Here is a 24,242-nt window from a genome sequence, read left to right on the forward strand (position 1 = left end):
ACGGTCCATCGGAGACTCCTCACTAGAGCGAGCCTCCCCCTCTGTCATGAGCCTGAGAGCTTCGCCACCGAAGTGACTTGCACCGTGGGCGAGGCTGCCGAGCAGCCTGCTTTTCAGAGTTGCCTTCGTCGCGCGGTACTTGTGCCTGAGAGATTCCGGGGAGGGATTGCTCCTTCGGCGCCCCTGCTGGAGGGGTCTCTTCCGCGCGACATCGACGGCCGTGTTCAGTTGGTAGCCCCAGACGCTAGCAGGCCAAACGTCACAGCGGCACGCCCTGCGCCGTCTTCTCGACCACCTTGCGCTCCGCCCAGAAGGACAGGAACGGGACCGTGCCGGCGAGCAGCACCAGCAGTGTGCCCTTGATCGACCAGCGCAGCTTGAGCGCCAGGTCGACGGAAATCACCAGGTAGATGGCGTAGAGGAAGCCGTGGATCGGGCCGACGACCTTCATCGCGCCGCCCATGTCCGCGGCGTACTTGAGCACCATGGCCACGACCAGGAGCAGCAGGAAGACTCCGACCACGTAAGCCATGACCCTGAACCGGGTCAACGCACCCTTCATCTGCCCGCCTTCGCTCAACGACCGTCCCGCGCGTTGAGGTCCGCGAGCATGCGGTTGTAGGCCGCGAGCTCCGCGTCTTCGTCGTCGTCGAAGTGCTCGACAGGCGCGGGTTTGACGGCGTCAACGGTAGCTACCGGCGCTGAAGCGACTGCAACCGGATCCTCGTCACGGCGCTGACGTGCCAGCCGGCGGAACCGCCACACCATGAAGAGGGGGAAGAGGCCGAAGAGCGGCCACTGGAGCACGTACCCGAGGTTCTGGAACGTGCCGCTGGCGGACTCGAAGCGCTGCCACTGCCACCACGCGAGCCCGCAACAGACGATCAACGCCGCCAGACAGGCGAACGCGATCAGCACTCGTTGGGGGGTAAGGAGGCCGCGCACGACCTCCACACTACTGGGAAGTCCTTCCGGGGGTCCGGGGGCCGCCCCCGGTGAGAACACCCCGAGTCGGCTTCGGCGAGCGCGCTCCGCGAGCGTGCGACGCCGCTGACTTGGGTGAGGCCTCCGGACAGGAGGCCACCCCGTGGGGGTCCGGGGGCTTGCCCCCGGCTGGGGCGTGGGGGCTCGGCCCCCACAGGACACGCGGAGCGATCGAGGTGAGCGCATTCCGCGAACATGGGGGCCCCAATCGCGGAGCCCCGTTCCCCACCTACGCCACGCCGTCCCGGCGCTGCCTCTGCAGACGAGCAACACACCAGGCCGCGGCGGAGCCACGACGAAGGTGCTGGAGAACCGTCATCGGTCCCAGGCGCCTCCCGAGATCGGCAGGAGACAGGCCGGCCGCGCGGTAGTCGAGCGCACGCTGGTCCAACGGGCTGATGCCCGCGTCCCACCACTGCTCGGCCTCGGCGACGTCGCCCACCAGCTGCCAGTAGCTCGCCGCGGCGGCGAGCAGTGCCTCGGGTGCCTCCGGCGCCCGCTTGCGCATCGCGGCCACGTAGGCCGGATCCGCCGAGTCGACCTTGACCAAGCCACGCGACCCACTCCTGCCTCCCCGCTGCACGGGGATGCCTGGCGCCGAGGGGGGAGCCTCCGCGAGCCACGCGTTCTTGATCCGGTTCACCTCCTGCATCTCTGCGTCATCAGACCGTTCAGCCGCCCACTGCTGCAACAGCTCGTGGACCCCGGAGTCCTCGACCATATGTGCCTCCTCGTCGGTCGGGGATCGGCCATTGCAGCGGAAGGTATTCGGTAGGTCTGACAATCGCCAGACCCTGAATCCCCAGAACACCCGTTACCAGTGCGTGATTGGCCTCATTCCACCCATCCGGCTCAACGCAGACGGCCGAAGATCACCCAACGTCACTAGCTGATCGGGGTGGCCGTGCCGAAGAGGCTCCTGACGAAGGTGATGATCGACTCCGCGCCCTGACGCAGCCAGCCGAGAACCTGCTGCACCGCCGAGGCGGACTGCTCGGGCTGGGTGATCAGGAGGAACAGCACCAGCGCGACGCCCGCCAGCACTAGCACCTTCTTGAGGTTCACAGGTACCTCTCCGTCCATGTCGCTCACCGGTCAGGCGGCGGACCGCCCGTGTCACCCGTCATGGTCCCTCATTCACCCTTGCGATGAACAACGACCACGCCCAACTCGTCCCAGGATCCACCAGCGACGCACGCCTGCGTGACGGCCAACGTCACCCGAATGGCGGCTAAAGAGGGGCCTCAACAGCGCCGATGTCCTGGGCACGAGGTGAACACGGACTCCCTCGCATCCCACAGCTTGGAAGAGAGACTGTTGCACCGGGGCTCACCCGGATGCCGAACTCACCCCATCACGCACCGTCACGCCTTCGTGGCGCTATTAATGCGCACCCGAGCATTCATCCAATTGCTCCAGACCGCCGCAGTTCCATAATTCGAGCGTCCGCCACACCCATGTCGGCAAGCACTTCCCGGGTGTTCACCCCGACGGGAACCGGGGGCGTCGGAACCGCTGCGGGAGTGCGGTCGAACCGGGGCGCCGGCGCCGGGTGCGGAGAACCGGACACGTCCACGAACGTGGCACGCGCCTCGTTGTACGGATGCCGCGCCGCCTCGGCAGGGGTCAGCACCGGAGCCAGGCAGGCGTCCGTGTCCCGCGCGAGGTCCGCCCACTCGTCCCGCGGCCGCGTCTTCACCGCCGCCGCGATGCGCTCCCGCAGTTCAGGCCAGTTCGCCGGATCGTTGCGCGAGGGCGCGTCCTCCAGGCCCAGCACGCGCACCAGGTCGGCGTAGAACTTCTCCTCCAGCGCGCCGATGGCCACGTACTGCCCGTCCGCGGCCTCGTAGACGTCGTAGAACGGCACTCCACCGTCGAGCATGTTCTCGCCGCGTCCACCAGACCACATGCCCGCGGACCGCATGCCGTGCAGGAACGTCGTCAGCAACGCCGCCCCGTCGACCATCGCGGTGTCCACGACCTGGCCGCGCCCGGAGCGCTCCCGTTCATACAGTGCGGCGAGCACGCCCAGCGCCAGCAGCAGCCCTCCCCCGCCGAAGTCGCCCAGGAGGTTGATCGGGAACGACGGCGGCCCTCCGGCCCGTCCCAGCGGCTCCAGCGCGCCCGCGACGGCGATGTAGTTGATGTCGTGGCCGGCGCGGTCGGCGAGCGGCCCGTCCTGGCCCCACCCGGTCATGCGTCCATATACAAGGCGCGGGTTGCGGGCGAGGCACTGCGCGGGGCCGATGCCCAGTCGTTCGGTGACACCCGGCCGGAAGCCCTCGATCAGCACGTCCGAGCGTTCGACCAGACCGAGAACCAGCTCGGCACCGTCGGGGGTGCGGGTGTCGATCGCGACCGAACGCCGGTTGCGGCCGAGGAAGTCGCCGGGGATCGTCTGCACGCTCCCCGGCTTGTGCACCTGGATCACGTCGGCGCCGAGGTCGGCCAGCACCATGGCGCCGAACGGCGCGGGCGCGAGGCCGGCGAGCTCGACGACCTTCAAACCTGCGAGGGGGCCGGTCACAGGGACCTCGCGATGATTTCCTTCATGATCTCGTTCGTCCCGCCGTAGATCCGCTGCACACGGGCGTCGGACCAGGCACGCGCGATCGGGTACTCGTTCATGTAGCCGTAGCCGCCGAAGAGCTGCACGCACTCGTCCACGACCTTGCCCAATCGGTCGCTGGCCCACCACTTCGCCATCGCCGCGGTCGGGATGTCGAGCTCACCGCGAAGATGCTTCTCGACGCACTCGTCGATGAACGCCCTGGTCACGGCGGCCTCGGTGGCGCACTCGGCGAGCTTGAACCGGGTGTTCTGGAACTTCATCAGCTCCTTGCCGAACGCCGTGCGCTCCTTCACGTACTTGAGCGTCACGTCGACAGCCGCCTCGATGCCCGCGATGCAGCAGACGCCGATGATCAGGCGTTCCTGCGGCAGCTGGTGCATCAGCTGGACGAACCCGAGGCCCTCCTGGTCGCCCAGGAGGTTGGTGACGGGCACCCGGACGTCGTCGAAGAACAGCTCGGCGGTGTCCTGGCCCTTCATGCCGACCTTGTCGAGCACGCGGCCGCGCCGGATGTCGTTCTCCACGACGATCAGCGAGATGCCCTGCGCGCCCTGGGCCGGGTCGGTCTTGGCCACGACGATCACCAGGTCGGCGTGCACGCCGTTCGTGATGAACGTCTTCGAGCCGTTGATGACGTACTCGTCGCCGTCCCGGACGGCCTTCGTCCGGATGCCCTGGAGGTCGGAGCCCGCACCGGGTTCGGTCATCGCGATCGCGCCGACGTACTCACCGGACGCGAGCTTGGGCAGCCAGCGCTGCTTCTGCTCCTCGGAGCCGTAGGAGTTGAGGTAGTGCGCCACGATGCCGCTGTGCACGCTGTTGCCCCACGAGCTGTCGCCGGCCCGTGCCTGTTCTTCCAGCAACACGGCCTCGTGGGCGAACGTGCCGCCGCCGCCCCCGTACTCCTCGGGGATGCTGATGCACAGCAGCCCGAGCTCACCGGCCTTGCGCCACAGGTCGCGATCGACCTGCTTCTGCTCGGCGAAGCGTTCCTGGTGCGGCGCGACCTCCTTCTCCATGAACGTGCGGGCGAGCTGGCGCAACTGGTCCAGGTCGCTGTCCATCCACCGCGATCGACGCTCTGCCATGCGGTCCACGAAACCACCGGGCGGTGATCCACGCCATGACCGCCGCGCCTGGACGGGCCCGAAAAACTGAGCGAAATTCCCACCCCGGTCGTCCAGACTGCCTCGTATGCAGATCCACCAGGTCATGCCGGACGACTGGGAGCTCTGGCGTGACATCCGCCTGGACGCGCTGGCCAGCGACCCCGAGGAGTTCGGTTCCACACTGGCGCGCGAGCAGACGTACACCGAGAACGAGTGGCGTGACCGCGCGGCGGAGGGCCTGAAGCTCGTCGCGCTCGACGCCCGTCCCGTCGCCCTGGTCGCCGCCACCGCGAAGCCCGAGGGGCTCTACCTCTACTCGATGTGGGTGCGCGACTCCCACCGCGGCCGGGGCGTGGGCGAGGCGCTGGTCAGAACGGTGCAGAAGTGGGCGGCCGAGGAAGGCTGGAAGATCGTGCGGCTGCGGGTGTACGACCACAACCTGCCTGCTCGCCGCCTCTACGAACGGCTGGGCTTCGTCGACGCCGAGGAGCCGGAGCACATGGAGTTCCGGGTGAGCTAATCGGTCACCCTTCACGGTCATGGCCAGCTCCCACGCGCGGGCCTAGCGTGGTGTCATGAGCGAAGCCTTGATCTTCGACGCGGTGCGCACGCCGCGCGGCAAGGGGAAGCGCGGGTCGCTGCACAGCGTGAAGCCCGTCGATCTGGCCGCCGGCGTGCTGCGCGCGCTGTCCGAACGCAACTCCCTCGACACCTCCGCGGTGGACGACGTCGTGTTCGGCGTCGTGTCCCCGCTCGGTGAGCAGGGCGGCGACATCGCCCGCACCGCCGTGCTGGCCGCCGGCTGGGACCAGCGCCCGGCCGGGGTGCAGCTCAACCGGTTCTGCGCGTCGGGCCTCGAGTCGGTGAACCTCGCCGCGGCCAAGGTCGCGTCCGGGTTCGAGGACCTGGTGGTGGCGGGCGGCGTCGAGTCGATGTCGCGCGTGCCGATGGGCTCCGACGGCGGCGCGTGGGCGATCGACCCGCAGACGAACTTCGACCTGTCGTTCGTGCCGCAGGGCGTGTCGGCCGACCTGATCGCGACCCTGGAGGGCTTCTCCCGCACGGACGTCGACGCGTGGGCCGCCCGGTCGCACGCCCGCGCGTTCGAGGCGCAGAAGGACGGCCGGTTCGAGCGGTCCGTGGTGCCGGTCGTCGACCAGAACGGCACGGTGGTGCTCAAGGAGGACGAGACGATCCGTCCCGAGTCCACTGTGGAGTCTCTCGGGAGGCTCAAGCCCAGCTTCCAGTTCCACGGCGACCTCGGCTACGACACCGTCGCGATCGACCGCTACCCCACCGTCGAGCGCATCAGCCACGTGCACACGCCGGGCAACTCGTCGCAGATCGTCGACGGCGCCGCAGCGATGCTGATCGGGTCGGCGGCGACGGGCAAGGCCCTCGGCCTGACCCCGCGCGCCCGGATCGTCTCCGTCGCCGTCGTGGGCACCGAGCCGACGATCATGCTCACCGGGCCGGCGCCGTCCGCGCGCAAGGCGCTGGACAAGGCCGGGCTCTCGGTGGAGGACATCGACCTGTTCGAGGTCAACGAGGCGTTCTCGTCGGTCGTGCTGAAGTTCCTGCGGGACATGGACATCCCCGAGGACAAGGTCAACGTCAACGGCGGCGCGATCGCGCTGGGCCACCCGCTGGGCGCCACCGGCTGCATGATCCTGGGCACGCTGCTGGACGAGCTGGAGCGCCGGGACCTGCGCCGCGGCCTGGCCACGTTGTGCGTGGGCGGCGGCATGGGTATCGCGACGATCATCGAGAGGGTCTGAGGCATGCCGTTCCACTACGACAAGGACGCGGACGGCATCGTCACCCTGACGATGGACATGTCCGGCTCCGCCAACGTGATGAACGACGAGTACCGCGAGCTGATGGGCGACGCCGTCGCGAGGCTCGAGGGCGACGACATCACCGGCGTGATCATCACGTCCGCCAAGAAGACGTTCTTCGCGGGCGGCGACCTCAACGTGCTGATCGCGATCACCCCGGAGAACGCATCTCAGGCGCTGGAAGGCGTCGAGGAGCTCAAGTCCCAGCTGCGGCGCCTGGAGAAGCTCGGCAAGCCGGTCGTGGCGGCGATCAACGGGACCGCGCTCGGTGGCGGGTTCGAGATCGCGCTGGCCTCGCACCGCCGGATCGTGTTGAACGACAACGGGATCCGCGTCGGCCTGCCCGAGGCCACGCTGGGCCTGCTGCCCGGCGGCGGTGGCGTCACGCGCATGGTGCGGCTACTGGGCGTGCAGAAGGCGTTGCCGTTGCTCATGGAGGGCAAGCAGCTGCGGCCGGAACGCGCGCTGCAGGCCGGAATCGTGCACCAGGTCGTGGACACGCGCGAAGAGCTGATCTCCGAGGCCGTCGCGTGGATCAAGGCGAACCCGGCGCCGACGCAGCCGTGGGACGTGCAGGGCGCGGGAGTGCCGGACCTGAAGTTCGGCGACCCCAACAGCTACGGCCTCCTCGCCGCGGCTCCCGCCGTGCTGAGCAAGAAGTCGCACGGCGTGTACCCGGCGCCGGAGAAGATCATGGCGACGGCCGTCGAGGGCGCCTACGTCGACTTCGACACGGCGCTCCAGATCGAGGGCCGTTACTTCGTGGAACTGGCCTCCGGTCAGGTCTCCAAGAACATGATCACGGCGTTCTGGTTCAACCTCAACGAGGTCAACGGCCGCGCGTCCGCGACAGGACAGCGCGTGGCGAAGCTGGGCGTGCTGGGCGCGGGCATGATGGGCGCCGGAATCGCCGAGGTGTCCGCGAAGGCCGGTATCGAGGTCGTCCTGAAGGACGTCTCCCTCGAAGGCGCCCAGAAGGGCGCTCAGGGCCTGGAAGGCATCACGCCGACCGACTCGGACGACGACCTCGCGGGCTGCGACCTGATCATCGAGGCCGTGTTCGAGAACCGCGAGCTGAAGAACAAGGTTCTTCCGGCCGCCGAGGCGAAGGCGTTGCCGGACGCGGTGATCGCGTCGAACACCTCGACGCTGCCGATCACCGGCCTCGCGTCGGCGGTGACGGCGCCGGAGCGGTTCATCGGCCTGCACTTCTTCTCGCCCGTGCCGAAGATGCGGCTCGTGGAGATCATCCGCGGCGAGAAGACGTCCGCGGAGACGCTCCAGCGCGCGCTGGACTACGTGCGACAGATCGGGAAGACGCCGATCGTGGTCAACGACTCGCGCGGTTTCTACACCTCGCGGACGTTCGGCACGTACGTGATCGAGGCGATCTCGATGCTGGCCGAGGGCGTGGCGCCGGCGTTGATCGAGAACGTGGCGAAGAAGTCCGGCATGGCGGTCGGCCCGCTGGCGGTGTCGGACGAGGTGACGCTGTCGTTGCAGCTGAAGATCCACGACCAGACGCTCGCCGACGACCCGTCGCTGGTGTCGGAGAGCCCGGCGTACGACCTCATCCGCGAGCTGGTGTCGCTGGGCCGCAGCGGGAAGTCCACCGGCGCGGGCTTCTACGAGTACCCCGAGGGCGGGAAGAAGTTCCTCTGGCCCGAGCTCACGACCCGGTACGCCAAGGCCGACGCCGGGGTGTCCGAACAGGACGTGCGCGACCGGCTGCTGTTCGTGCAGTCGCTGGAGACCGTGCGGTGCCTGGACGAGGGCGTGCTGACGTCCGTGGCGGACGCGAACATCGGCTCGATCTTCGGGTTCGGCTTCGCGCCGTGGAGCGGTGGCACGCTGCAGTTCATCAACTCCTACGGCGTGCAGGCGTTCGTGGAGCGCGCGGACTACCTCGCCGACACGTACGGGGAGCGGTTCCGGCCGCCGGCCTCGCTGCGGGAACGCGACAGGTTCTAGGCGCGGTAGGAGCCGGGTGAGGACCCGGTCCAGCGCTTGAAAGCACGGTGGAAGGCGCTCGCCTCGGAGAACCCGAGGCGCAGCGCCAGTTCCTCCACCGACTCCCCGCCTCGCACCAGGGAGGCCACCGCCTGGTCGCGCAGCAGTTGCTCCCTCACCTCGCGGAACGACGTCCCCTCGCCCGCGAGCCTCCTGCGCAACGTCGGCGCCGACACCCCCAGCTGTGCCGCCACGGCCTCCAGCCCGGACACGCCGCGCCCGAGCAGCCGCCGCACGTGCCCCGCCGTGTCAGCGCCATGATCCCGGCGGGACAACAACTCCGCCGGCGAGTGCCGCAGGAACCGCTTCAGCGCCGCCTCGTCCTGCACGACCGGCATGCGCAGGAACTTCGGGTCGAACGCGATCGTGGTGGCGGGCGCGTCGAACCGCAGCGGGCAGCCGAAGATCAGGTGGTACTCGGCGGCGTGCGCGGGTTCCGGATAACCGAACTCGGCGCCCTGCAACGGAATGCGGCGGCCGATGAGCCACGACGAGAAGCGGTGCCACAGCACGAGAAGCGACTCGGTGAGGAAGTGGTCGGGGTCGCCGGGGATGTGGAGCGTGAAGCGGCCGTCGTCGAGCGACAGCTCCAGCGGGTCGTCGAAGAGCGCGTAGAAGGCGAGCCCGCGCCGCAGCGCCGACTCGAGGTCCGGGCAGTGCACGGCGAGCAGGCACATCATGGCGAACGTGCCGCGCTTCGACGGCCGTGGCCCGAAGCCCATGAACTCGTCGTCGAGGACTTCCCAGAGCGTCTGGATGAACTTCGTGTACTGCGCCGGTGTCACGCGCGCACGGTCGTCCGCGAGAAGGCTTGAGGGGATGCCCGCGCCGTGCAGGACGACGGACGGTTCCGGGCACGCGCGGAGCGCCGCGCGCACGTAGTGGATCGCCACGGTCCTGGTGTGCACGACCCACAGTAAACGCCACAGGCGGTGACGCGGCTCCGGGGAGAGTTGGAGTCGCGTCACCGCAGCAGTGGGCCCATCCAGTGAGCCGTGCACCTCGCCAACGGGGCTTCCGCACGCCCATCGGCAAGGGACGATGTTGTGTCCGTTGACGTTAACGCTATGTGGTCTAGACCAAGAAAGTCAATAGTGCGAAGAGAGCAGCCGGGAGCCCGATGTTTCAGGCTTGTTCCAGTGGTGCGACAGCGAAGCCCGCGCTGAACCGCTGGCACCAGATCACGACACTCCGAATGCCGGAGACATCCACACCGGAAGGAATTTCGTACACCTGGTCGCCACGATTTCCCTTCAACTTGCCGAGACTCGTGAATCCCTGCCCGAACGTCTTCTCCGACGCGCTCGACGCGTGCGGGGACAGGTAAACGTACAGGTCAGGGCCATCGCTCGTGTCCAGCGAGGCGAACTGGACCGAATGCCCGCCACCCGGGAGTTTGATGAGGCTCGCCTTACCGGTCGTCGCGTGCTCAAGAGAGCGCCACTGTCCCGTCGCGACCTCTTTCGCCGTTTCGGCGGGCACCGGGACAGACGTGGAGACAGGCGCCGAGACGGACGCGGAAGTCGGCGCGGCGGGCACGAGCAACGCGTCGTGCGTTTCGCGAACCGTGAGCAGCCGCCACGGCTGGAACAGGTACAACCCGACCCCGAGCGCGACGACGAGCAAAACTGACACGGGGATCAGGAATCGGCGATGACGCATACCGAAAATACTGGCCCAAACCGGACCGAAAAGAGCTTACGGAGTTGTTAGGGTCCCTAGCCGTGGCGACACAGGCGAGGATCGGCCAGGCCGTGCTCGGCGTCCTGATGGTCGGCTGCGCGCTGACGGGGCTGTTCCCCAGACCGGTACCGCTCCTCTTCGCCATCGCGGCGGTCGGCACGGCCAACGCCGCGTTCCCTCTCATGCGCACGTTCGGCTCCGCACTGCTGGGCGGGGTGGCGGCCTCCTCGATCGCCCTCTCCTCGGTCCCGTTCGTCACCTGCTCCTCGGAACGCTTCACCGAGGTGTTCACCTGCTCGGGTGACGCTCCGACGTGGCATCTGACCGGAACCGTGCTGGTGGCAGGCCTTTCCGGGGCCAGTTTGGTACTCGCCCGGATCACGGATCAGTGACGGCGATCACTCAACCGGGGCCATCAAGGAGCCGATAAGGCATCCAGGCGAGCGTTCTCCTGCGACCGGACCACCCGGTAATCTGCCGAAGAGCGTGATCGCCCGACTTCACACCGTGAGCATTGACGAGGAGGACTGCTGTGCGCGCACTGTGGGCCGCAGGTGGTTCCGCTGTGCTCGGGTCAGCGTTGCTCGGCGTGCTGGTAGGCATGGCGATCCACGGGGCAGCCGGCGAAGAACCGCCGGGCAGACCGCCCGCGTCCACCTGGATCTCGTCCACCCCCGGCACCCCGCCGAGCTCAGCGGAGAGCTCGACCGCGAACAACAGCAGCGCGTCGTCGAGCCCGAGCAGCTCGACCCCGAGCACCCAGCAGACGCCGAAGAAGACCACCCCACCGCCGGCCGCGACGAACCCGGCCGAGGCCCCGCCCCCACCGGCGCAGACGACGACGGCGCCACCGTCCTCGTCCGGCTGGCCGTGCAGCCCGCTGAACCCGCTGCCGCCGCCCACCTGCAAGAACCTGGGCAACTAGCCCTTTCCCCGCACAGCGACCGTCCCGTGCGGACGGAGTGCGGGCGTGTGCGACTTCCCTCGCGCCGGGCCCCGGTACGCGATCATGGCGGTATGGCGAACACATCCAGCGACGGACGTCATCCATGGGGCGAGCCGCACGAGTCGGGCATGCTGGAGGTCGGCGACGGTCATTCGCTGTACTGGGAGGTGTCGGGCAATCCCGACGGCAAGCCGGCCGTCGCGCTGCACGGCGGTCCCGGATCGGGGAGCTCTCCGAGAATGCGGGGCCTGTTCGACCCGGACCGGTACCGCGTGGTCCTGTTCGACCAGCGCAACTGCGGGCGCAGCACCCCTTCGGCGACCGACCCGGTCGCCGACCTGTCGGCGAACACCACCCAGCACCTCGTCGGCGACATCGAGGCGCTGCGGGTCCACCTGGGAATCGAGCGCTGGCTGGTGGAGGGCGGCTCGTGGGGCGTCACGCTCGCTCTCGCCTACGCGCAGGCGCATCCGGAGCGGGTGACCGAACTGGTGCTCGTGGCCGTGACCAGCGGCGACCGCCGCGACACCGACTGGATCACTCGGGACATGGGCCGCGTCTTCCCGCGCGAGTGGGAACGGTTCCGCGACGGCGTGCCGCCGGCCGAACGCGACGGCGACCTGTCGGCCGCCTACAGCCGGCTGCTGCACGATCCCGATCCCGAGGTCCGCGCCAAGGCGGCACACGAATGGTGCGTGTGGGAGGACACGCACATGTCACTGGCCCCCGACGCCGAGCCGTTCCTGTCGGTCGCCGAGCCGGCGTTCCAGCTGGCCTTCGCCCGCCTCGTGACCCACTACTGGTCCCACGGCTGCTTTCTGGAAGAGGGGCAGCTACTGCGTGACGTCGAACGGCTGCACGGAATTCCCGCCGTGCTGATCCACGGGCGTTACGACGTCAGCGGTCCACTGGGCACGGCCTGGGCGCTGCACAGGGCCTGGCCCGGCAGCGAACTCGTGGTCCTCGACGACACCGGGCACGGCGGCGGCAGCATGGCCGCGGCGATCGTCGCCGCCACCGACCGCTTCGGCCGTGCTCAGGGCGAGTGATCGTCGCGGCCGAAGCCTCAGGCGGACTCGCGCCGCACCAGCACGGTGGGCAGCATCTGCTGCTTGCGCTTCACAGTCTCGTCCCTGAGCAGTTTCATCAGGTGCTCGACCATGTGCTTGACCTGCTCGTCCGAGTCCTGCCGCACCGAGGTCAGCGGCGGCGAGGTGTGCTCGGCGATGGCCACGTGATCGTCGAACCCGACCACGGCGACGTCCTCGGGAACCCGCCGCCCGGCCTCGTGCAACGACTCCAGCGCACCGGCGGCCATGAGGTCGGAGGCCACGAACACGGCGTCGAGCGCGGGCACCCGAGCCAGCAGAGCGGACATGGCCTTCCGCCCGCCCTCCCTGGTGAACCCGCCGTCCTCGGTGAGCCGGGCGACGCCCTTGTCGTCCAACGACAACGCCGACTTGAAGCCGTTCAGGCGATCGATGGCGGACAGCTCGTCCAGCGGCCCGGAGACGTGGACGATCTTCTTGCGCCCCAGCGACTTCAGGTGCTCGGTGGCGAGGACGGCGCCGCCCTCGTTGTCGTTGTCGACGAGGTGCATGCCGCGCAACGAACCCCAGGGCTTGCCGGCGTAGACCACCGGCAGCGGCAGCTTCTTCACCACGGAGACGACCTCGTCGTTGCGGTGCGGCGCGAACACCAGGGCACCGTCGACGTGACCACCGGCCAGGAAGCGGTGTGCGCGGGCCTGATCGTCCGGCGAGTGCACCAGCATCAGCACCATCTGCACGTCGACGTCGGCCAGCGCACGCGCGCCGGCGCGGATCAGGCGCGCGAAGTGCGGGTCATCGAAGATCTTGGGCTCGGGCTCGGAGAACAGCACGGCCACGGCGCCTGTGCGGCGGGTGACCAACGCCCTCGCGGCGCGGTTCGGCTGGTAGCCCAGCGCCGACACGGCCGCGTTGACCGCCTCCAGCGCTTCCGGGCTGACGCGCGGTGACGCGTTCAGCACACGTGACGCCGTGGCGCGGGAAACCCCTGCCCTCGCGGCAACGTCTTCCAACGTCGGACGCGCGTGGTTGGACACGAGCACCACCACTCCTCGATGAAAACCTTTGAGTCGCTAAGCAGCTTAGCCCCAAGCGATCTCCGAGGAGGGTCTCCGCGCTGATCAACGTGTTTTTTCGGGGACGTCCGTCGTGATCGGCGTCTTCAGAGCACGCGCGCGTGGCGTGATCGACACCCTGAGCAGACCGTCCTCCCGGCGTGTCGTGGCCGCGAGCCCGGCGCGGGCGGCGGTCCGGACGAGAGCGGTCTCCGAGGGCAGGCACCACGCCACGAGCTCCGAATATCCGGCGGCGCGGGCGTCCGACGCCAGCGCGTCGAGCAGGGCCGCGCCTACTCCGCGGCGTTGCCAGGCGTCCTCGACCAACAGCGAGACCTCGGCGCAGTCCGGTGTGCCGGTGTGGATGAGCTGTCCGAGCGCCACGACCTGATCACCGCACTGGCCGACGATCGTGGTGCCGCGGGGCGGGCTGAGCAGGCGGTGCAGCCAGCGGCGGGGCACGGTGCGCATGCCGGAGTGGTAGCGGTTGAACATCGTCCTCATGGAACAGCGGGCGTGCAGGCCGGCGACGGCGTCCTCGTCGGAGGCGGAGCCGGGGCGCAGGACCAGCGCGGCGCCGTCATCGGTGAGCAGTGCTCGCATCGAGGGCGCCGGCGCGTCCACGAGGTCGAGCAACGCCTGTGCGCGCGTGAGTTCGACCTGGGTGAACCGGGCCCAGCCGCGCCGGGCCACCCACTCTCCCAGCTGGGCCTGGCCGTCCGCCGCCTCGCCGACCGTCACGGAGTCGGCGGCCAGCACCTGGCGGAGCGCCTCCCCGGTCTGGTCCGGGTCGGTCAGCGCCAGCCGGGCGGCGCGCAGCACGGCCGTCGGTTCGTCCACGAGATCGCGGATGTCGGCACGGGTGATCCCGACGCACTTGGCGCCCTCGCTGCGCACGGCCTCGATGAGGTCCGCGGGGAGCACGCCGACCCCTGCCCGCACGACGATCTCGTCCAGCACTCCGCGGGGAACGGGGATCACGTGCAGGGCGAGGACGTTGCAGTCGGAGGCGGCGAGCCGGACGGTGACGCGCGCGAGCGCGCCGGGGCTGTCGCTGAGTTCGAAGCGCAGGCGCCAGGTCGTCGTCATGACGTCAAGAGTTCACGGAAGTTGTTGCCGCGAGGCGAACCACGGGTAAAACGATTCTCATAGAGTCCCCGCATGAGGAGAACACTGGCCGTAGGCCTCACTTTGCTCACCGTCACGGCACTGGCCACGCCCATCAGCGCCGCTCCCGCGACGACCGGCCAGAAGCCTCCCAGGCAGGCCGCGCTGACGAACTTCGCCTCTCTGCCGGCGGTGACCTTCCTGCCGGGCAGCGAACCGAGTGGCGCGGCACTGGGGACGACCCCGATCAACGGGGTCACGCCTCCCTTCGCGGACCAGCCGATCCAGGGCTTCAGCGGCCTCGTCCGCAACAGCGACGGCACGTTCGACGCCATCTCCGACAACGGCTACGGCACGAAGGCCAACAGCGCGGACTTCCTGCTGCGCATCCACCGCATCGCGCCCGACTTCGCCAAGAACACCGTCGACGTGCTCGGCGGCATCACGCTGACCGACCCGGACGGCCACATCCCGTTCCCGCTGACCAGGCAGGACCGGGTGATCACCGGAGCCGACATCGACATCGAGTCGGTCACCAGGGGCACCGACGGCAGTTACTGGATGGGCGACGAGTTCGGCCCGTACCTGCTGCACTTCGACCGTGCGGGCCGCCTGCTCGCCCCGCCGGTGCCACTGCCGGGCGTGCGGGCTCCGGAGAACCCGGCCGGCAACCCGAACCTGGGCGGCAGCAAGGGCTTCGAGGGCATCACGCTCTCCCCGGACGGCAAGAGGATCAACGCGTTGCTGGAGGGCACGGTCGCCGGTGACACGCCGGGCACGCTGCGCCTCAACGAGTTCGACATCGCGTCCGGCTCCTTCACCGGCACGACGTGGAAGTACCAGCTGGAGAGCCCGAACTTCGCCATCGGTGACGCGATCGCGGTGGACAACAACCGGCTGCTGATCATCGAACGGGACAGCGCGCAGGGTGCCGACGCGATCGTGAAGCGCGTCTACCTCGCCGACAAGCGTGACAAGAACAAGGACGGCAAGCTCGACAAGACGCTGGTCGCCGACCTGCTGAACCTCGCCAACCCGAAGCACGTCGGCGGGCAGGCGGACCCGTTCAAGTTCCCGTTCGTCACGATCGAGGACGTCACGATCCTGGACGACCGCACGATCGCGGTGCTCAACGACAACAACTTCCCGTCGTCGTCGGGCCGCACGCCGGGCAAGCCGGACAACAACGAGTTCATCACCATCAGGCTGGCCGAGAACCTGCACGCCGACCCGCGGGTCCTACGCAGGCGGTAGACAGGAGAGCGCTCTCACCTGCGGACAGAAGTATCCGCAGGTGAGAGCGCTGAGGCCCCCTCGGCCCGTCCTGTCGGCTAAACGGTGTAGCCGTGCGCGGGGATCCCGTTCTGCCCGATGATCCGGGACAACGTGGCCGCGCTCTCCTTCACGGTTCGCCGCTGCGTCTCGAAGTCGACGTGCACGATCCCGAACCGCTGCGAATATCCGGCCGCCCACTCGAAGTTGTCGAGCAGCGACCACGCCAGGTAGCCGCGGATGTCGGCGCCCTCGGAGATCGCCCTGTGCACCGCGCGAACGTGGTCCACCAGGTACTTCGTCCGCTGGACGTCGTGCACCCGGCCCGCCGGGTCGACGACGTCCGGGAACGCGGAGCCGTTCTCCGTGACCACCAGCGGCACTCCGTCGGTGTCACGCGACAACCGGACCAGGAGCTCGGTGAACGCGTCGGCGTTCTGCTCCCACCCGAACCCCGTGAGCTCGCCCTGCGGCGGCTGCAACGCCACTCCGCGCAGTCCCGCGTGCGGACCGGCCGGCACGAAGTCGGGATCGGCGGGCGCGACGCGGGTGGGGTTGTAGTAGTTCACGCCGATCCAGTCGATCGGGGTCGCGATGGTCTCCATGTCCCCGTCGCGCACCACGTTCGTCCAGTCGCCCAGCCACGTCGTGTCCTGAAGGACGTCGAGCGGGTAGCCGCGGCCGAGGACCGGGTCGAGCAGGATGCGGTTCTGCAGGCCGTCGACCTTGCGCACGGCCTCCTTCGACGCCTCCGAGTCGCTGTCGCCCCAGATGGTGCTGAAGTTCAGCACGATCGACAGGCGGTGCGAGTCGGGTGCCTGCGCGCGCAACGCCTGCGTGGCGAGCCCGTGGGCCAGCAGCAGGTGGTGCGCCGCCTCCAGGGACGCCATCGCGTCGGTGATGCCCGGCGCGTGGATCCCGTTGCCGTAGCCCAGGAACGCCGAGACCCACGGCTCGTTCAGCGTCGTCCAGGCCTGCACGCGGTCGCCGAGCCGTTCGTGCACGATGGCCGCGTACTCGGCGAAGCGGTAGGCGGTGTCCCGGTTGCGCCAGCCGCCGAAGTCCTCCAGGACCTGCGGCAGGTCCCAGTGGTACAGCGTCGCGAGCGGCTGGATGTTCTTCTCCAGCAACGAGTCCACCAGCCGGTCGTAGAACGCGAGCCCGCGCTCCTCGACCTGGCCGCTACCGCTGGGTTGAATCCGCGGCCACGCGACGGAGAACCGGTACGAGGCCAGCCCGAGGGACTCCATCAGGTCCACATCGGACTGATAGCGGTGGTAGTGATCGCAGGCCGGGTCTCCCGTGTCGCCGGCCAGCACCTTGCCGGGCGTCGCGGCGAACGTGTCCCAGATCGAGGCGCCGCGACCGTCCACAGTGGTCGCGCCTTCGATCTGGAACGCCGCGGTCGCCGCTCCCCAGAGGAAGTCCGGCGGGAAGGTCAGCACCTCCCGCCCGACCTCGACGTCCGAGTCGGTCGTCATTCTCATCCCTTCACCGCGCCCTGCATGATTCCGCCGACGATCTGGCGCGACAGCAGGACGAAGATCGCGATCACCGGCAGCACCGCGATGGAGGCGCCGGCGAGCATCAACGAGTAGTCGGTGTAGTACCCGCTGGCGAGTGTCGACAGGGCGACCTGCACAGTCGGGCTGTCGTTGGGGTCCAGCACGATCAACGGCCAGAAGAAGTCGTTCCACGCCGTCATGAACGTGAACATGCCCAGCACCGCCGCCTGCGGCCGCACTGCGGGGAACCCGACGTGCCAGAACGTCCGCAGCACCGAGCAGCCGTCGACGCGCGCGGCCTCGATCAGCTCGTACGGCACGGTCTCCTCGCACGCCTGACGCATCCAGAACACCGCGAACGACCCGATCAGCACCGGCACGATGACCGCCTGGAGCGTCCCGTACCAGTCGAGGTCGGACATCAGCATGTACAGCGGGATCACGCCGAGCTGAGTCGGCACCATCGCGGTGCCGAGCACGACGAGGAACAGCGAGTCGCGGCCCCTGAACCGCAGCCGCGAGAAGGCGAACCCGGCCAGCGTGCCCAGCACGACGTTCGAGATCGCCACGGTCGCCGCCACGATGAACGAGTTCTGCATGGCGAGCCAGAAGTCGACGGTGTCGAAGACGCGGGTGATGTTCTCGACCAGGTTGCCGCCGGGGATCAGCGGTGGGACCTTCTCGCCGAGGACGGAGTTGTCCTTCGACGCGACGATGAACGAGTAGTACAGCGGGAAGATCGAGGCCGCGAGCACGGCGACCAGGAACCCGTAGAGCAGTGGCCCTGCCTTGGCGTTCTTCACGCGATCACTCCTTGCCCGCGATGCGCCGCGTCAGCGTGAAGTTGACGAGCGCGACCAGGAGGACGACCACGAACAGCATCCACGCGATGGTGGCCGCGTAGCCCGCGTCGAACAACCGGAAGCCCTTCTCGTACATGTAGAGCACCAGCGTCTGGAACTGCCGGTCGGAACCGCCGGTGGAGTTGTTCGCGGCGAACCCGGGGTCGAACAGCGCGGGCTCGGCGAACAGCTGCAGACCGCCGATCGTCGAGGTGACGACGGTGAACAGGATCGTCGGCCGGATCGACGGCACGGTGATCGACCAGAACATCCGCCAGCGACCGGCACCGTCCAAAGTGGCCGACTCGTACATGTCCTTGGGCACCGACTGCATCGCCGCCAGGTACAGCAGCGCGTTGTAGCCGGTCCACCGCCACATGACCATTGTGGACACCGCGAGGTGCGAGGCCCACGTCTCGGCACGCCAGTCGATCGGGTCGATGCCGACGAAGCCCAGCAGGAAGTTCACGATGCCGAAGTCGCGGCCGAAGAACTGCGCGAACACCAGCGCCACCGCGGCGACCGAGATGACGTTGGGCAGCAGCACGCCGGCCCGCCAGAACGCACTGCCGCGCAGGCCCCGGTCCAGCAGCGCGGCCAGCCCCAGCGCGGCCAGCAGCTGCGGCACCGTCGAGAGCACGAACAGGCTCAGCGTGTTGAACAGCGCGTTCCAGAACTTGGTGTCGCCGAACAGCTCGACGTAGTTGGCGAGACCGACGAATCCCTGGTTGCCGTCGATCAGCTGCCAGTCGTGCAGCGACACCCACGCCGTGTAGATCAGCGGGTAGAGCCCGAAGATCCCGAACACCAGGAAGAACGGCGTGATGATCAGGTACGGCGTGTACCTGGCGTCCCAGTGGCTCAGCCGGAAGCGCTTCGGCTCCTTGGAAGGCGAAACCGAGACGGCCGGGGCCGTCTCGGTCTCTTGACGCGTCACCGTCACTTGGCGGCGTCCGTCGCTTCCTTGAGCGCCTGGGTCCAGGCTTCAGCAGCGGACTGCTTGCCCTGCTCGACGCGGGTCAGCGCGGTGGCGAACACCGGTCCGACCTTCGAGTCCTTCGTGCCGCGGTAGGTCGGCTTCAGCGACTCCGCCGAGGTCGCGAAGATCTGGCCGACCGGAGCCTTGCTGAAGTACTCGTTGACCGTGGCCTGCACCTCGGCGTCCTGGTAGACCTTCGGCTGGCTCGGCAGGTTGCCGGTCTCCTTGAAGATCCGCTTCTGCTGCTCGGGGGCCGTCAGCCACTTGGCCAGCTCGTAGGCCTCCTTGGGGTTCTTGCCCTGCTTCGGGATGGCGAGGAACGAGCCACCCCAGTTGCCGCCGCCACCGGGCGCCGTCGTCACGTCCCACTTCCCGGCAGCCGCGTCGCCGGCACCCGCCTTGATCAGCGCGAGCGCCCAGGCCGGGCAGGTGGTGGTGGCGAACGAACCCTGCTTCAGCGCGACGTTCCAGTCCTGGCTGAACGGCTCGAGGGCACCGGTCTGCTGCTTGGTGCCGAGCGCCGCCGCCGTGTCGAACGCCGTCTTGACCTTGTCGTTCTTCTCCGCGATGTACGAGTCGTCCTTCGCGAAGTAGCCCTCCTCGGTCTGGTCGAGGATCGCCTTGTAGACGTTGCGGCCCGTGTCGACGAACTTCACGTTCGGCGTCTTGGCCGTGAACGTGTCCGCGGCCTTCGCGTAGTCGGCCCACGTCGGCCACAGCTTGGCGACCTCGGCCCTGTCGGTGGGCAGACCCGCCGCCGCGAACAGGTCACTGCGGTAGCAGAGACCGAGGCTGCCCATGTCCGTGCCCAGCCCCAGCACGAACTCACCGCCGTCGGCCGTGCCCTGGTTCCACTTCCACCCGGCCCACTGGTCCTTCAGATCCTTGGCCCCGTACTCCGCCAGGTTCACGAACTTGTCCTTGGAGGCGCGGAACTGCGAGACCACGCCCTCCTCGAGGGCAACGATGTCCGCGGCACCACGGCCACCCGCGAGCTGCGTCGCGAGCTGCGTGTTGTGCTGCTCCATCTTGACCTTGCGCTGCTCGATCTTGATGTTCGAGTGCGAGGCCATGTACTCCTCGATGAGCTTGTCGTACCCGAAGTCGGAGAACAGACCCAGCGACAGCTCGATCTTGCCGTCGGCCCCGGAACTCCCGCCGCATCCAGCGACCAGAACCATCGCGAGGGTCGCAGCGACGCTGCCGACCAGTCTTGTGCTCATCCGTCCTCCTCGACGACGCCGTGAGCGGCGCTTAACTGTGATGAGAGCGCTCTCACACTCAACCGGAGAGGCGCGGGTGTCAAGCGGTCGACATCGTTCCGTAACTTTGTCGTGGCAGGCAACAAAAACCTGGACCGAAACGCCGAGCGTCTCGGATGGGGCGGCCGCGGGGCCCCCGGAAACGACGAAGAGGGACGACCGGGCCCTCGCTCCGGTCGTCCCTCACCCCAGGTAGAGGGGCTTGCGGGCCAAAAGTGACGCGCGCCCTCCAAGATTTTTTCCGAACTCGTGGTTCAGGGGACCGTGAGGCGGGTGGCGAACGCCTGTTCACGCAGGTGAACCGCGAGGCCGGCGGTGAGGGCGGTCCGAGCGGCTGGCTTGCGGGCCGAGGCGTGCGGGGGGTCGTTGCGTGCGGGTCGTCGCGTTCCAGCGGGGTTGCGATTGCACCGCCTTGCGAGGCGGGCGCCCGGTGGCACCGCGCGGGGCCGGTTGCCACGCCTGGTCACGTTCCAGCGGAGGGGTCGCCTGCCGTGCGGGCCGTCACCTTGCCGCGCACCCTGCCCGTGAACGCAGCGGAGGCCCGGTGCCCCGACAGCACCGGACCTCCACCGATCCCCCGGTCGTGCGGCCCCTGTTCCGCACTCCCGAACCCGCCTGGCCGCAGCCCCCGACAGCCGGGGCCAGGCGGGGTGTCCTACGCCTCCGCCATGCCCGCGACCACGGAGTTGCGGGCCGCGCGGCGAGCGGGCAGGGCGGCGGCGATGATCGCCGCGACCACGGCCAGCCCGAGCATGATCCCGATCTGGCCGAACGGGATGGAGAAGCTGATCGTGAACTCCGAGTTGGAGATCGCCTCGACCAGCAGCCACCCGAACCCGGCGCCGAGCAGCACGCCCACGACCGCGCCGATCAGGGCCATCAGGATCGACTCGACCACCAGCATCTGCCGCAGCTGGCCCCTGGTCAGGCCCAGTGCCCGCAGCAGGGCGGACTCGCGGGTCCGTTCCAGCACCGAGAGCGTCAGCGTGTTCGCGATGCCGAACAGGGCGATGATCAGCGCCAGGCCGACGAGGGCCCAGATGAACATCAGGATCTGGTCGATCTGCCCGTTCAGCTCCGCCTTGGTCTCGGCCGCGGAGTCCAGCACCGCCACCGGCGAGGTCGCGATGAACCGTTCCAGGTCGGCGCGGGCCACCGTGATGTCCGTGCCCGGCGCGAGCTTGACCAGCACGTTCTGGTAGCCCTTGACGGGCTCCTTGAGCAGCGACTGGGCCGCGGCGAGCGTCACGATGCCGGTGCCGTAGCTGTTGTCCTTGATCAGCGCGACGACCTTGAAGTCCTTGCCGCTGATCGGGACGGTGGAGCCGACGGTGAGGCCCGCCTCCTTGGCCTCCTTCTCCCGCATGGCGATCTCGTTGTCCTTGAGACCGGTCAACGTGCCCGCGGCCGTGTCCGGGCGCACCAGGGAACCGATCGCGTCGGTCGGGTATCCGGTGACGTCGGCGTACTGGAGCTTCGGCGACTCGCCGTAGGCCCTGAGCTCGGGCGCGACCTGCGCAACGTTGCGCACCTTCGCGAGGTCGTCGGTGAACTTCTGCGAGAGCGGCTGGCTGTAGACGTTCGACTTGACCGCGTAGTCCGCCGGGAACCGCTTGTCGACCTGCTCGTTCATGGTCGCGCGGCCACTGCCGGCCACGACCGTCACCATCGCCACGATGGTCACGCCGATCATCAACGCCGCGGTGGTCGCGGCCGTGCGCTTGGGGTTGCGGCCCGCGTTGGCCGAGGCCAGCTTCGCCGGGACACCGCGCAGCGCCTTGCCGAACAGGCGGTTCACCAGCGGCACGTAGAGCGGGCCGAGCAGCAGCACCGCCAGCAGCAGCACCATCGTGGCGCCACCGGTGATGAACATCGCCGGCTCTTCCTTCTCCTGCTGGAGGCCGAAGTAGACGGCGGCGCCACCGGCCAGTGCGATCAGCGTCGCGACGATGATCCGCAGCTTGCCGGTGCGGGCGACGTCGTCGGAGCTGTCCGGCTGCGAGCGCAGGGCGGCCACCGGGGCGACCTTCGTGGCGCGGCGGGCGGGCAGCACGGCCGACAGCACCGTCACGACCACGCCGACACCGAAGCCGGCGGCGATGGTCACCCAGGAGATCGGCAGGCGGATCGGGGCGTCTTCGCCGCCGGGACCGCCCACGGTGCTGATGAACGCCTGCAGAGCCGCCGAGACGCCGACTCCGCCGAGGAGACCGAGCACGGACGCCGTGAGACCCATGAAGAGCGCTTCGGCGAGCACGCTGCGGAACACCTGCGAGCGGTTCGCGCCGACGCAACGCAGCAGCGCGAGCTCCTTCGTGCGCTGGGCGACGAGGATCGTGAAGGTGTTGTAGATGACCATGCCCGCGACGACGAGCGAGATAGCGGCGAACGCGAGCAGAAACGTCTTGATCTCGCCGGCGGCGTCACCGACCTGCTCCAGCGTGGCCTGGGTCAGCTGCTCACCGGTCTGCACCTCGTAGCCGCTGCCGATGGCCTTGGTGATGTCGCTGACGAGCTGCTGCTGCGACACACCGGGCTTGGCGACCGCGACGATCTCGTAGATCCGCTGCTCCGGGATCACCGTGCGCAGGCCCTCCGGCGAGACCAGGACGTGGTCGCTGCCGGACATCGAGATGCTGCTGGCGCCCTGCTGGTAGGTGCCGACGATGGTGAACGCGTGCTCGGCGTTCTCCTCGTCGAGCAGCTTGAGCTTGTCGCCGACCTTGAGCTTCGCCACCTGGGCGGTCTTGACGTCGATCGCGGCCTCGTCGGCCTTGACCGGGAACTTGCCGTCCTTGAGGTTGAAGTCGCGCAGCTTCTCCGTCGTGGGCAGCGGCTGCACCATCGCGCCGCGCGCCTTGCCCTCCCCGCTGAGCAACGCGGCGCTGCCGAACTCGCGTGAGTCCGCGCCCTCGACACCGGGCGTGTTGCGGATCTTCTGCACGAAGTCGGCCGGGATGCCCTTGTCCCGGTCCGGGCTGTTCTCGCCCAGGTGCACGGCCGCGTCGACGTTGCGGGCGCTGCGGGCGAAGTTGTCCCTGGTCTGTTCCCCGACCGCGTCGCCGAGCACGAGCGTGCCCGTCACGAACGCGACGCCGAGCGCGATGGCGATGCTGGACAGCACCAGCCGTGCCGTGCGGGCTCGCAGGCCCGCAAGGATGGTCTTCAGCATCGGTAGCTCACGCCCCCAGGTGCGTGAGGGCGTTGACGACGGACTCGGTGGTGGGCTGGTGGATCTCGCCCGCGAGCCGGCCGTCGGCGAGCAGCACCACGCGGTCCGCGTAGCTCGCGGCCACCGGGTCGTGCGTCACCATGATCACGGTCTGGCCCATCTTGCGGACCGACATGCGCAGGAAGTCGAGGACCTCGGCGCCGCTGCGGGAGTCCAGGTTGCCGGTCGGCTCGTCGGCGAAGATGACCTCGGGACGGGCGACCAGGGCGCGGGCACAGGCGACGCGCTGCTGCTGGCCACCGGACAGCTCGGTCGGACGGTGGGTCAGGCGGTCGCGCAGGCCCAGCACGTTGACGATCGTGTCGAACCATTCCCTGTCGGGCTTGCGGCCGGCGAGCTCCAGGCCCAGCAGGATGTTCTGCTCGGCGGTCAGCGTCGGCAGCAGGTTGAAGGCCTGGAACACGAAGCCGACGCGGTCGCGGCGCAGCTTGGTCAGGTCCTTGTCGTTCAGCTTGGTGATCTCGGTCTGTCCGATGTGGATCTCGCCGCTGTCCACCGTGTCCAGTCCCGCGAGGCAGTGCATCAGCGTGGACTTGCCGGAGCCGGACGGGCCCATGATCGCGGTGAAACGGCCGGCCTGGAAGGCGACGTTGATGCCGTCGAGCGCCCGCACCGCGGTGTCACCCTTGCCGTAGACCTTCACCAGGTTGTGGGCCGCCGCAGCGGTCCGGGTGCCGACCTCGGACACCAGTGCAGACATGTCGCTTGCCTTCCTCACAGGGGATGTTCCTCGATGAGGAAGAAGCTATGAGGAAGCTGAGTGCGCGGACATCAACTCCGCGACGCGTTGCGCGTCA

23 protein-coding genes and 2 riboswitches are annotated in these 24,242 nt (G+C 68.8%); of the genes, 6 read left to right on the forward strand and 17 right to left on the reverse strand.

Going from position 1 to position 24,242, the window contains the following annotated elements; genetic code table 11:
• Nucleotides 1–34: 34 nt before the first annotated feature.
• A riboswitch (glycine riboswitch) is annotated at nucleotides 35–122 on the reverse strand.
• 1 nt (nucleotide 123) lies between these two features.
• A riboswitch (glycine riboswitch) is annotated at nucleotides 124–214 on the reverse strand.
• Between the two features lie 45 nt (nucleotides 215–259).
• From BM417_RS21540 to BM417_RS21565, 6 genes are all read right to left on the reverse strand, one after another.
• Nucleotides 260–562, reverse strand: a complete 303-nt coding sequence (locus BM417_RS21540) for a DUF3817 domain-containing protein (protein WP_093597120.1) — start codon at nucleotides 560–562, stop codon at nucleotides 260–262.
• 14 nt (nucleotides 563–576) lie between these two features.
• Entirely contained in the window at nucleotides 577–945 is a 369-nt protein-coding gene (locus tag BM417_RS21545) for a hypothetical protein (protein WP_093597986.1), read from the reverse strand.
• A 268-nt stretch (nucleotides 946–1,213) separates the two neighbouring features.
• Nucleotides 1,214–1,705 carry a transcriptional regulator gene (locus BM417_RS21550; RefSeq protein WP_090012227.1) on the reverse strand — a complete coding sequence of 164 codons (492 nt, stop codon included), beginning with the start codon at nucleotides 1,703–1,705 and terminating at the stop codon, nucleotides 1,214–1,216.
• Nucleotides 1,706–1,869: 164 nt separating this feature from the next.
• On the reverse strand, nucleotides 1,870–2,049 hold the full coding sequence (locus tag BM417_RS21555; protein ID WP_407656165.1) for a hypothetical protein: 180 nt from the start codon (nucleotides 2,047–2,049) through the stop codon (nucleotides 1,870–1,872).
• Nucleotides 2,050–2,386: 337 nt separating this feature from the next.
• On the reverse strand, nucleotides 2,387–3,511 hold the full coding sequence (locus tag BM417_RS21560) for a CaiB/BaiF CoA transferase family protein (protein WP_093597126.1): 1,125 nt from the start codon (nucleotides 3,509–3,511) through the stop codon (nucleotides 2,387–2,389).
• Nucleotides 3,508–4,644, reverse strand: coding sequence for an acyl-CoA dehydrogenase family protein (locus tag BM417_RS21565; protein WP_093597990.1), 1,137 nt, complete (start codon nucleotides 4,642–4,644; stop codon nucleotides 3,508–3,510). Before BM417_RS21565 ends, BM417_RS21560 begins: the two co-directional genes overlap by 4 nt.
• Before the next feature lie 106 nt (nucleotides 4,645–4,750).
• On the opposite strand from BM417_RS21565, the gene BM417_RS21570 reads away from it, so the two are divergent.
• From BM417_RS21570 to BM417_RS21580, 3 genes are read left to right on the forward strand one after another with little or no spacing between them, the layout of a single operon-like run.
• Entirely contained in the window at nucleotides 4,751–5,185 is a 435-nt protein-coding gene (locus BM417_RS21570; RefSeq protein ID WP_093597129.1) for a GNAT family N-acetyltransferase, read from the forward strand.
• Between the two features lie 55 nt (nucleotides 5,186–5,240).
• Nucleotides 5,241–6,443: an acetyl-CoA C-acetyltransferase gene (locus tag BM417_RS21575; RefSeq protein ID WP_093597132.1), complete on the forward strand. Its 1,203-nt coding sequence runs from the start codon at nucleotides 5,241–5,243 to the stop codon at nucleotides 6,441–6,443.
• Nucleotides 6,444–6,446: 3 nt separating this feature from the next.
• Nucleotides 6,447–8,474: a 3-hydroxyacyl-CoA dehydrogenase NAD-binding domain-containing protein gene (locus BM417_RS21580; protein WP_093597135.1), complete on the forward strand. Its 2,028-nt coding sequence runs from the start codon at nucleotides 6,447–6,449 to the stop codon at nucleotides 8,472–8,474.
• Here the strand turns inward: BM417_RS21580 and BM417_RS21585 are convergent.
• Together BM417_RS21585 and BM417_RS21590 are read right to left on the reverse strand one after the other, a co-directional pair.
• Nucleotides 8,471–9,421: an AraC family transcriptional regulator gene (locus BM417_RS21585; RefSeq protein WP_093597138.1), complete on the reverse strand. Its 951-nt coding sequence runs from the start codon at nucleotides 9,419–9,421 to the stop codon at nucleotides 8,471–8,473. The genes BM417_RS21580 and BM417_RS21585 overlap by 4 nt on opposite strands.
• A 217-nt stretch (nucleotides 9,422–9,638) precedes the next feature.
• Complete coding sequence (locus BM417_RS21590; RefSeq protein WP_177320522.1) at nucleotides 9,639–10,148, reverse strand: DM13 domain-containing protein; 510 nt, start codon at nucleotides 10,146–10,148, stop codon at nucleotides 9,639–9,641.
• A gap of 89 nt (nucleotides 10,149–10,237) precedes the next feature.
• Between BM417_RS21590 and BM417_RS21595 the strand changes: the two genes are divergently transcribed.
• Nucleotides 10,238–10,588 (forward strand): hypothetical protein, encoded by a 351-nt coding sequence (locus BM417_RS21595; RefSeq protein WP_093597143.1) that lies wholly within the window; start codon nucleotides 10,238–10,240, stop codon nucleotides 10,586–10,588.
• A gap of 10 nt (nucleotides 10,589–10,598) precedes the next feature.
• Here BM417_RS21595 and BM417_RS21600 read toward each other — a convergent pair whose 3' ends face one another.
• Nucleotides 10,599–11,117, reverse strand: coding sequence for a hypothetical protein (locus tag BM417_RS21600; protein ID WP_093597146.1), 519 nt, complete (start codon nucleotides 11,115–11,117; stop codon nucleotides 10,599–10,601).
• A gap of 96 nt (nucleotides 11,118–11,213) precedes the next feature.
• On the opposite strand from BM417_RS21600, the gene pip reads away from it, so the two are divergent.
• On the forward strand, nucleotides 11,214–12,191 hold the full coding sequence (gene pip / locus BM417_RS21605) for a prolyl aminopeptidase (protein WP_093597149.1): 978 nt from the start codon (nucleotides 11,214–11,216) through the stop codon (nucleotides 12,189–12,191).
• Nucleotides 12,192–12,208: 17 nt separating this feature from the next.
• On the opposite strand, the gene BM417_RS21610 is transcribed toward pip, so the two are convergent.
• Together BM417_RS21610 and BM417_RS21615 are read right to left on the reverse strand one after the other, a co-directional pair.
• Entirely contained in the window at nucleotides 12,209–13,234 is a 1,026-nt protein-coding gene (locus BM417_RS21610; RefSeq protein ID WP_093597993.1) for a LacI family DNA-binding transcriptional regulator, read from the reverse strand.
• A gap of 78 nt (nucleotides 13,235–13,312) precedes the next feature.
• Complete coding sequence (locus BM417_RS21615) at nucleotides 13,313–14,335, reverse strand: GNAT family N-acetyltransferase (RefSeq protein WP_093597152.1); 1,023 nt, start codon at nucleotides 14,333–14,335, stop codon at nucleotides 13,313–13,315.
• 72 nt (nucleotides 14,336–14,407) lie between these two features.
• On the opposite strand from BM417_RS21615, the gene BM417_RS21620 reads away from it, so the two are divergent.
• Nucleotides 14,408–15,607, forward strand: coding sequence for an esterase-like activity of phytase family protein (locus tag BM417_RS21620; RefSeq protein WP_093597155.1), 1,200 nt, complete (start codon nucleotides 14,408–14,410; stop codon nucleotides 15,605–15,607).
• Nucleotides 15,608–15,684: 77 nt separating this feature from the next.
• Here BM417_RS21620 and BM417_RS21625 read toward each other — a convergent pair whose 3' ends face one another.
• From BM417_RS21625 to BM417_RS21650, 6 genes are all read right to left on the reverse strand, one after another.
• Complete coding sequence (locus tag BM417_RS21625; RefSeq protein WP_093597158.1) at nucleotides 15,685–17,106, reverse strand: GH1 family beta-glucosidase; 1,422 nt, start codon at nucleotides 17,104–17,106, stop codon at nucleotides 15,685–15,687.
• Between the two features lie 2 nt (nucleotides 17,107–17,108).
• Nucleotides 17,109–17,933, reverse strand: a complete 825-nt coding sequence (locus BM417_RS21630) for a carbohydrate ABC transporter permease (protein WP_093597161.1) — start codon at nucleotides 17,931–17,933, stop codon at nucleotides 17,109–17,111.
• A gap of 4 nt (nucleotides 17,934–17,937) precedes the next feature.
• Entirely contained in the window at nucleotides 17,938–18,837 is a 900-nt protein-coding gene (locus BM417_RS21635) for a carbohydrate ABC transporter permease (RefSeq protein WP_322788982.1), read from the reverse strand.
• Between the two features lie 74 nt (nucleotides 18,838–18,911).
• Entirely contained in the window at nucleotides 18,912–20,174 is a 1,263-nt protein-coding gene (locus BM417_RS21640) for an ABC transporter substrate-binding protein (RefSeq protein ID WP_093597164.1), read from the reverse strand.
• Between the two features lie 694 nt (nucleotides 20,175–20,868).
• Nucleotides 20,869–23,385, reverse strand: coding sequence for an ABC transporter permease (locus BM417_RS21645; protein ID WP_093597167.1), 2,517 nt, complete (start codon nucleotides 23,383–23,385; stop codon nucleotides 20,869–20,871).
• Between the two features lie 7 nt (nucleotides 23,386–23,392).
• Nucleotides 23,393–24,145: an ABC transporter ATP-binding protein gene (locus BM417_RS21650; RefSeq protein WP_030476986.1), complete on the reverse strand. Its 753-nt coding sequence runs from the start codon at nucleotides 24,143–24,145 to the stop codon at nucleotides 23,393–23,395.
• Between the last annotated feature and the right edge of the window lie 97 nt (nucleotides 24,146–24,242).

Origin of the sequence: Lentzea waywayandensis, assembly GCF_900115955.1 — a bacterium.
Taxonomy (GTDB): Bacteria; Actinomycetota; Actinomycetes; order Mycobacteriales; family Pseudonocardiaceae; genus Lentzea; species Lentzea waywayandensis.

Coding starts and splice junctions, on each gene's coding strand:
- BM417_RS21575 (WP_093597132.1), top strand. CDS start 5,241: ATGAGCGAAGCCTTGATCTTCGACGCGGTGCGCACGCCGCGCGGCAAG.
- BM417_RS21565 (WP_093597990.1), bottom strand. CDS start 4,644: ATGGCAGAGCGTCGATCGCGGTGGATGGACAGCGACCTGGACCAGTTG.
- BM417_RS21540 (WP_093597120.1), bottom strand. CDS start 562: ATGAAGGGTGCGTTGACCCGGTTCAGGGTCATGGCTTACGTGGTCGGA.
- BM417_RS21615 (WP_093597152.1), bottom strand. CDS start 14,335: ATGACGACGACCTGGCGCCTGCGCTTCGAACTCAGCGACAGCCCCGGC.
- BM417_RS21650 (WP_030476986.1), bottom strand. CDS start 24,145: ATGTCTGCACTGGTGTCCGAGGTCGGCACCCGGACCGCTGCGGCGGCC.
- BM417_RS21645 (WP_093597167.1), bottom strand. CDS start 23,385: ATGCTGAAGACCATCCTTGCGGGCCTGCGAGCCCGCACGGCACGGCTG.
- BM417_RS21620 (WP_093597155.1), top strand. CDS start 14,408: ATGAGGAGAACACTGGCCGTAGGCCTCACTTTGCTCACCGTCACGGCA.
- BM417_RS21550 (WP_090012227.1), bottom strand. CDS start 1,705: ATGGTCGAGGACTCCGGGGTCCACGAGCTGTTGCAGCAGTGGGCGGCT.
- BM417_RS21580 (WP_093597135.1), top strand. CDS start 6,447: ATGCCGTTCCACTACGACAAGGACGCGGACGGCATCGTCACCCTGACG.
- BM417_RS21640 (WP_093597164.1), bottom strand. CDS start 20,174: ATGAGCACAAGACTGGTCGGCAGCGTCGCTGCGACCCTCGCGATGGTT.
- pip (WP_093597149.1), top strand. CDS start 11,214: ATGGCGAACACATCCAGCGACGGACGTCATCCATGGGGCGAGCCGCAC.
- BM417_RS21625 (WP_093597158.1), bottom strand. CDS start 17,106: ATGACGACCGACTCGGACGTCGAGGTCGGGCGGGAGGTGCTGACCTTC.
- BM417_RS21570 (WP_093597129.1), top strand. CDS start 4,751: ATGCAGATCCACCAGGTCATGCCGGACGACTGGGAGCTCTGGCGTGAC.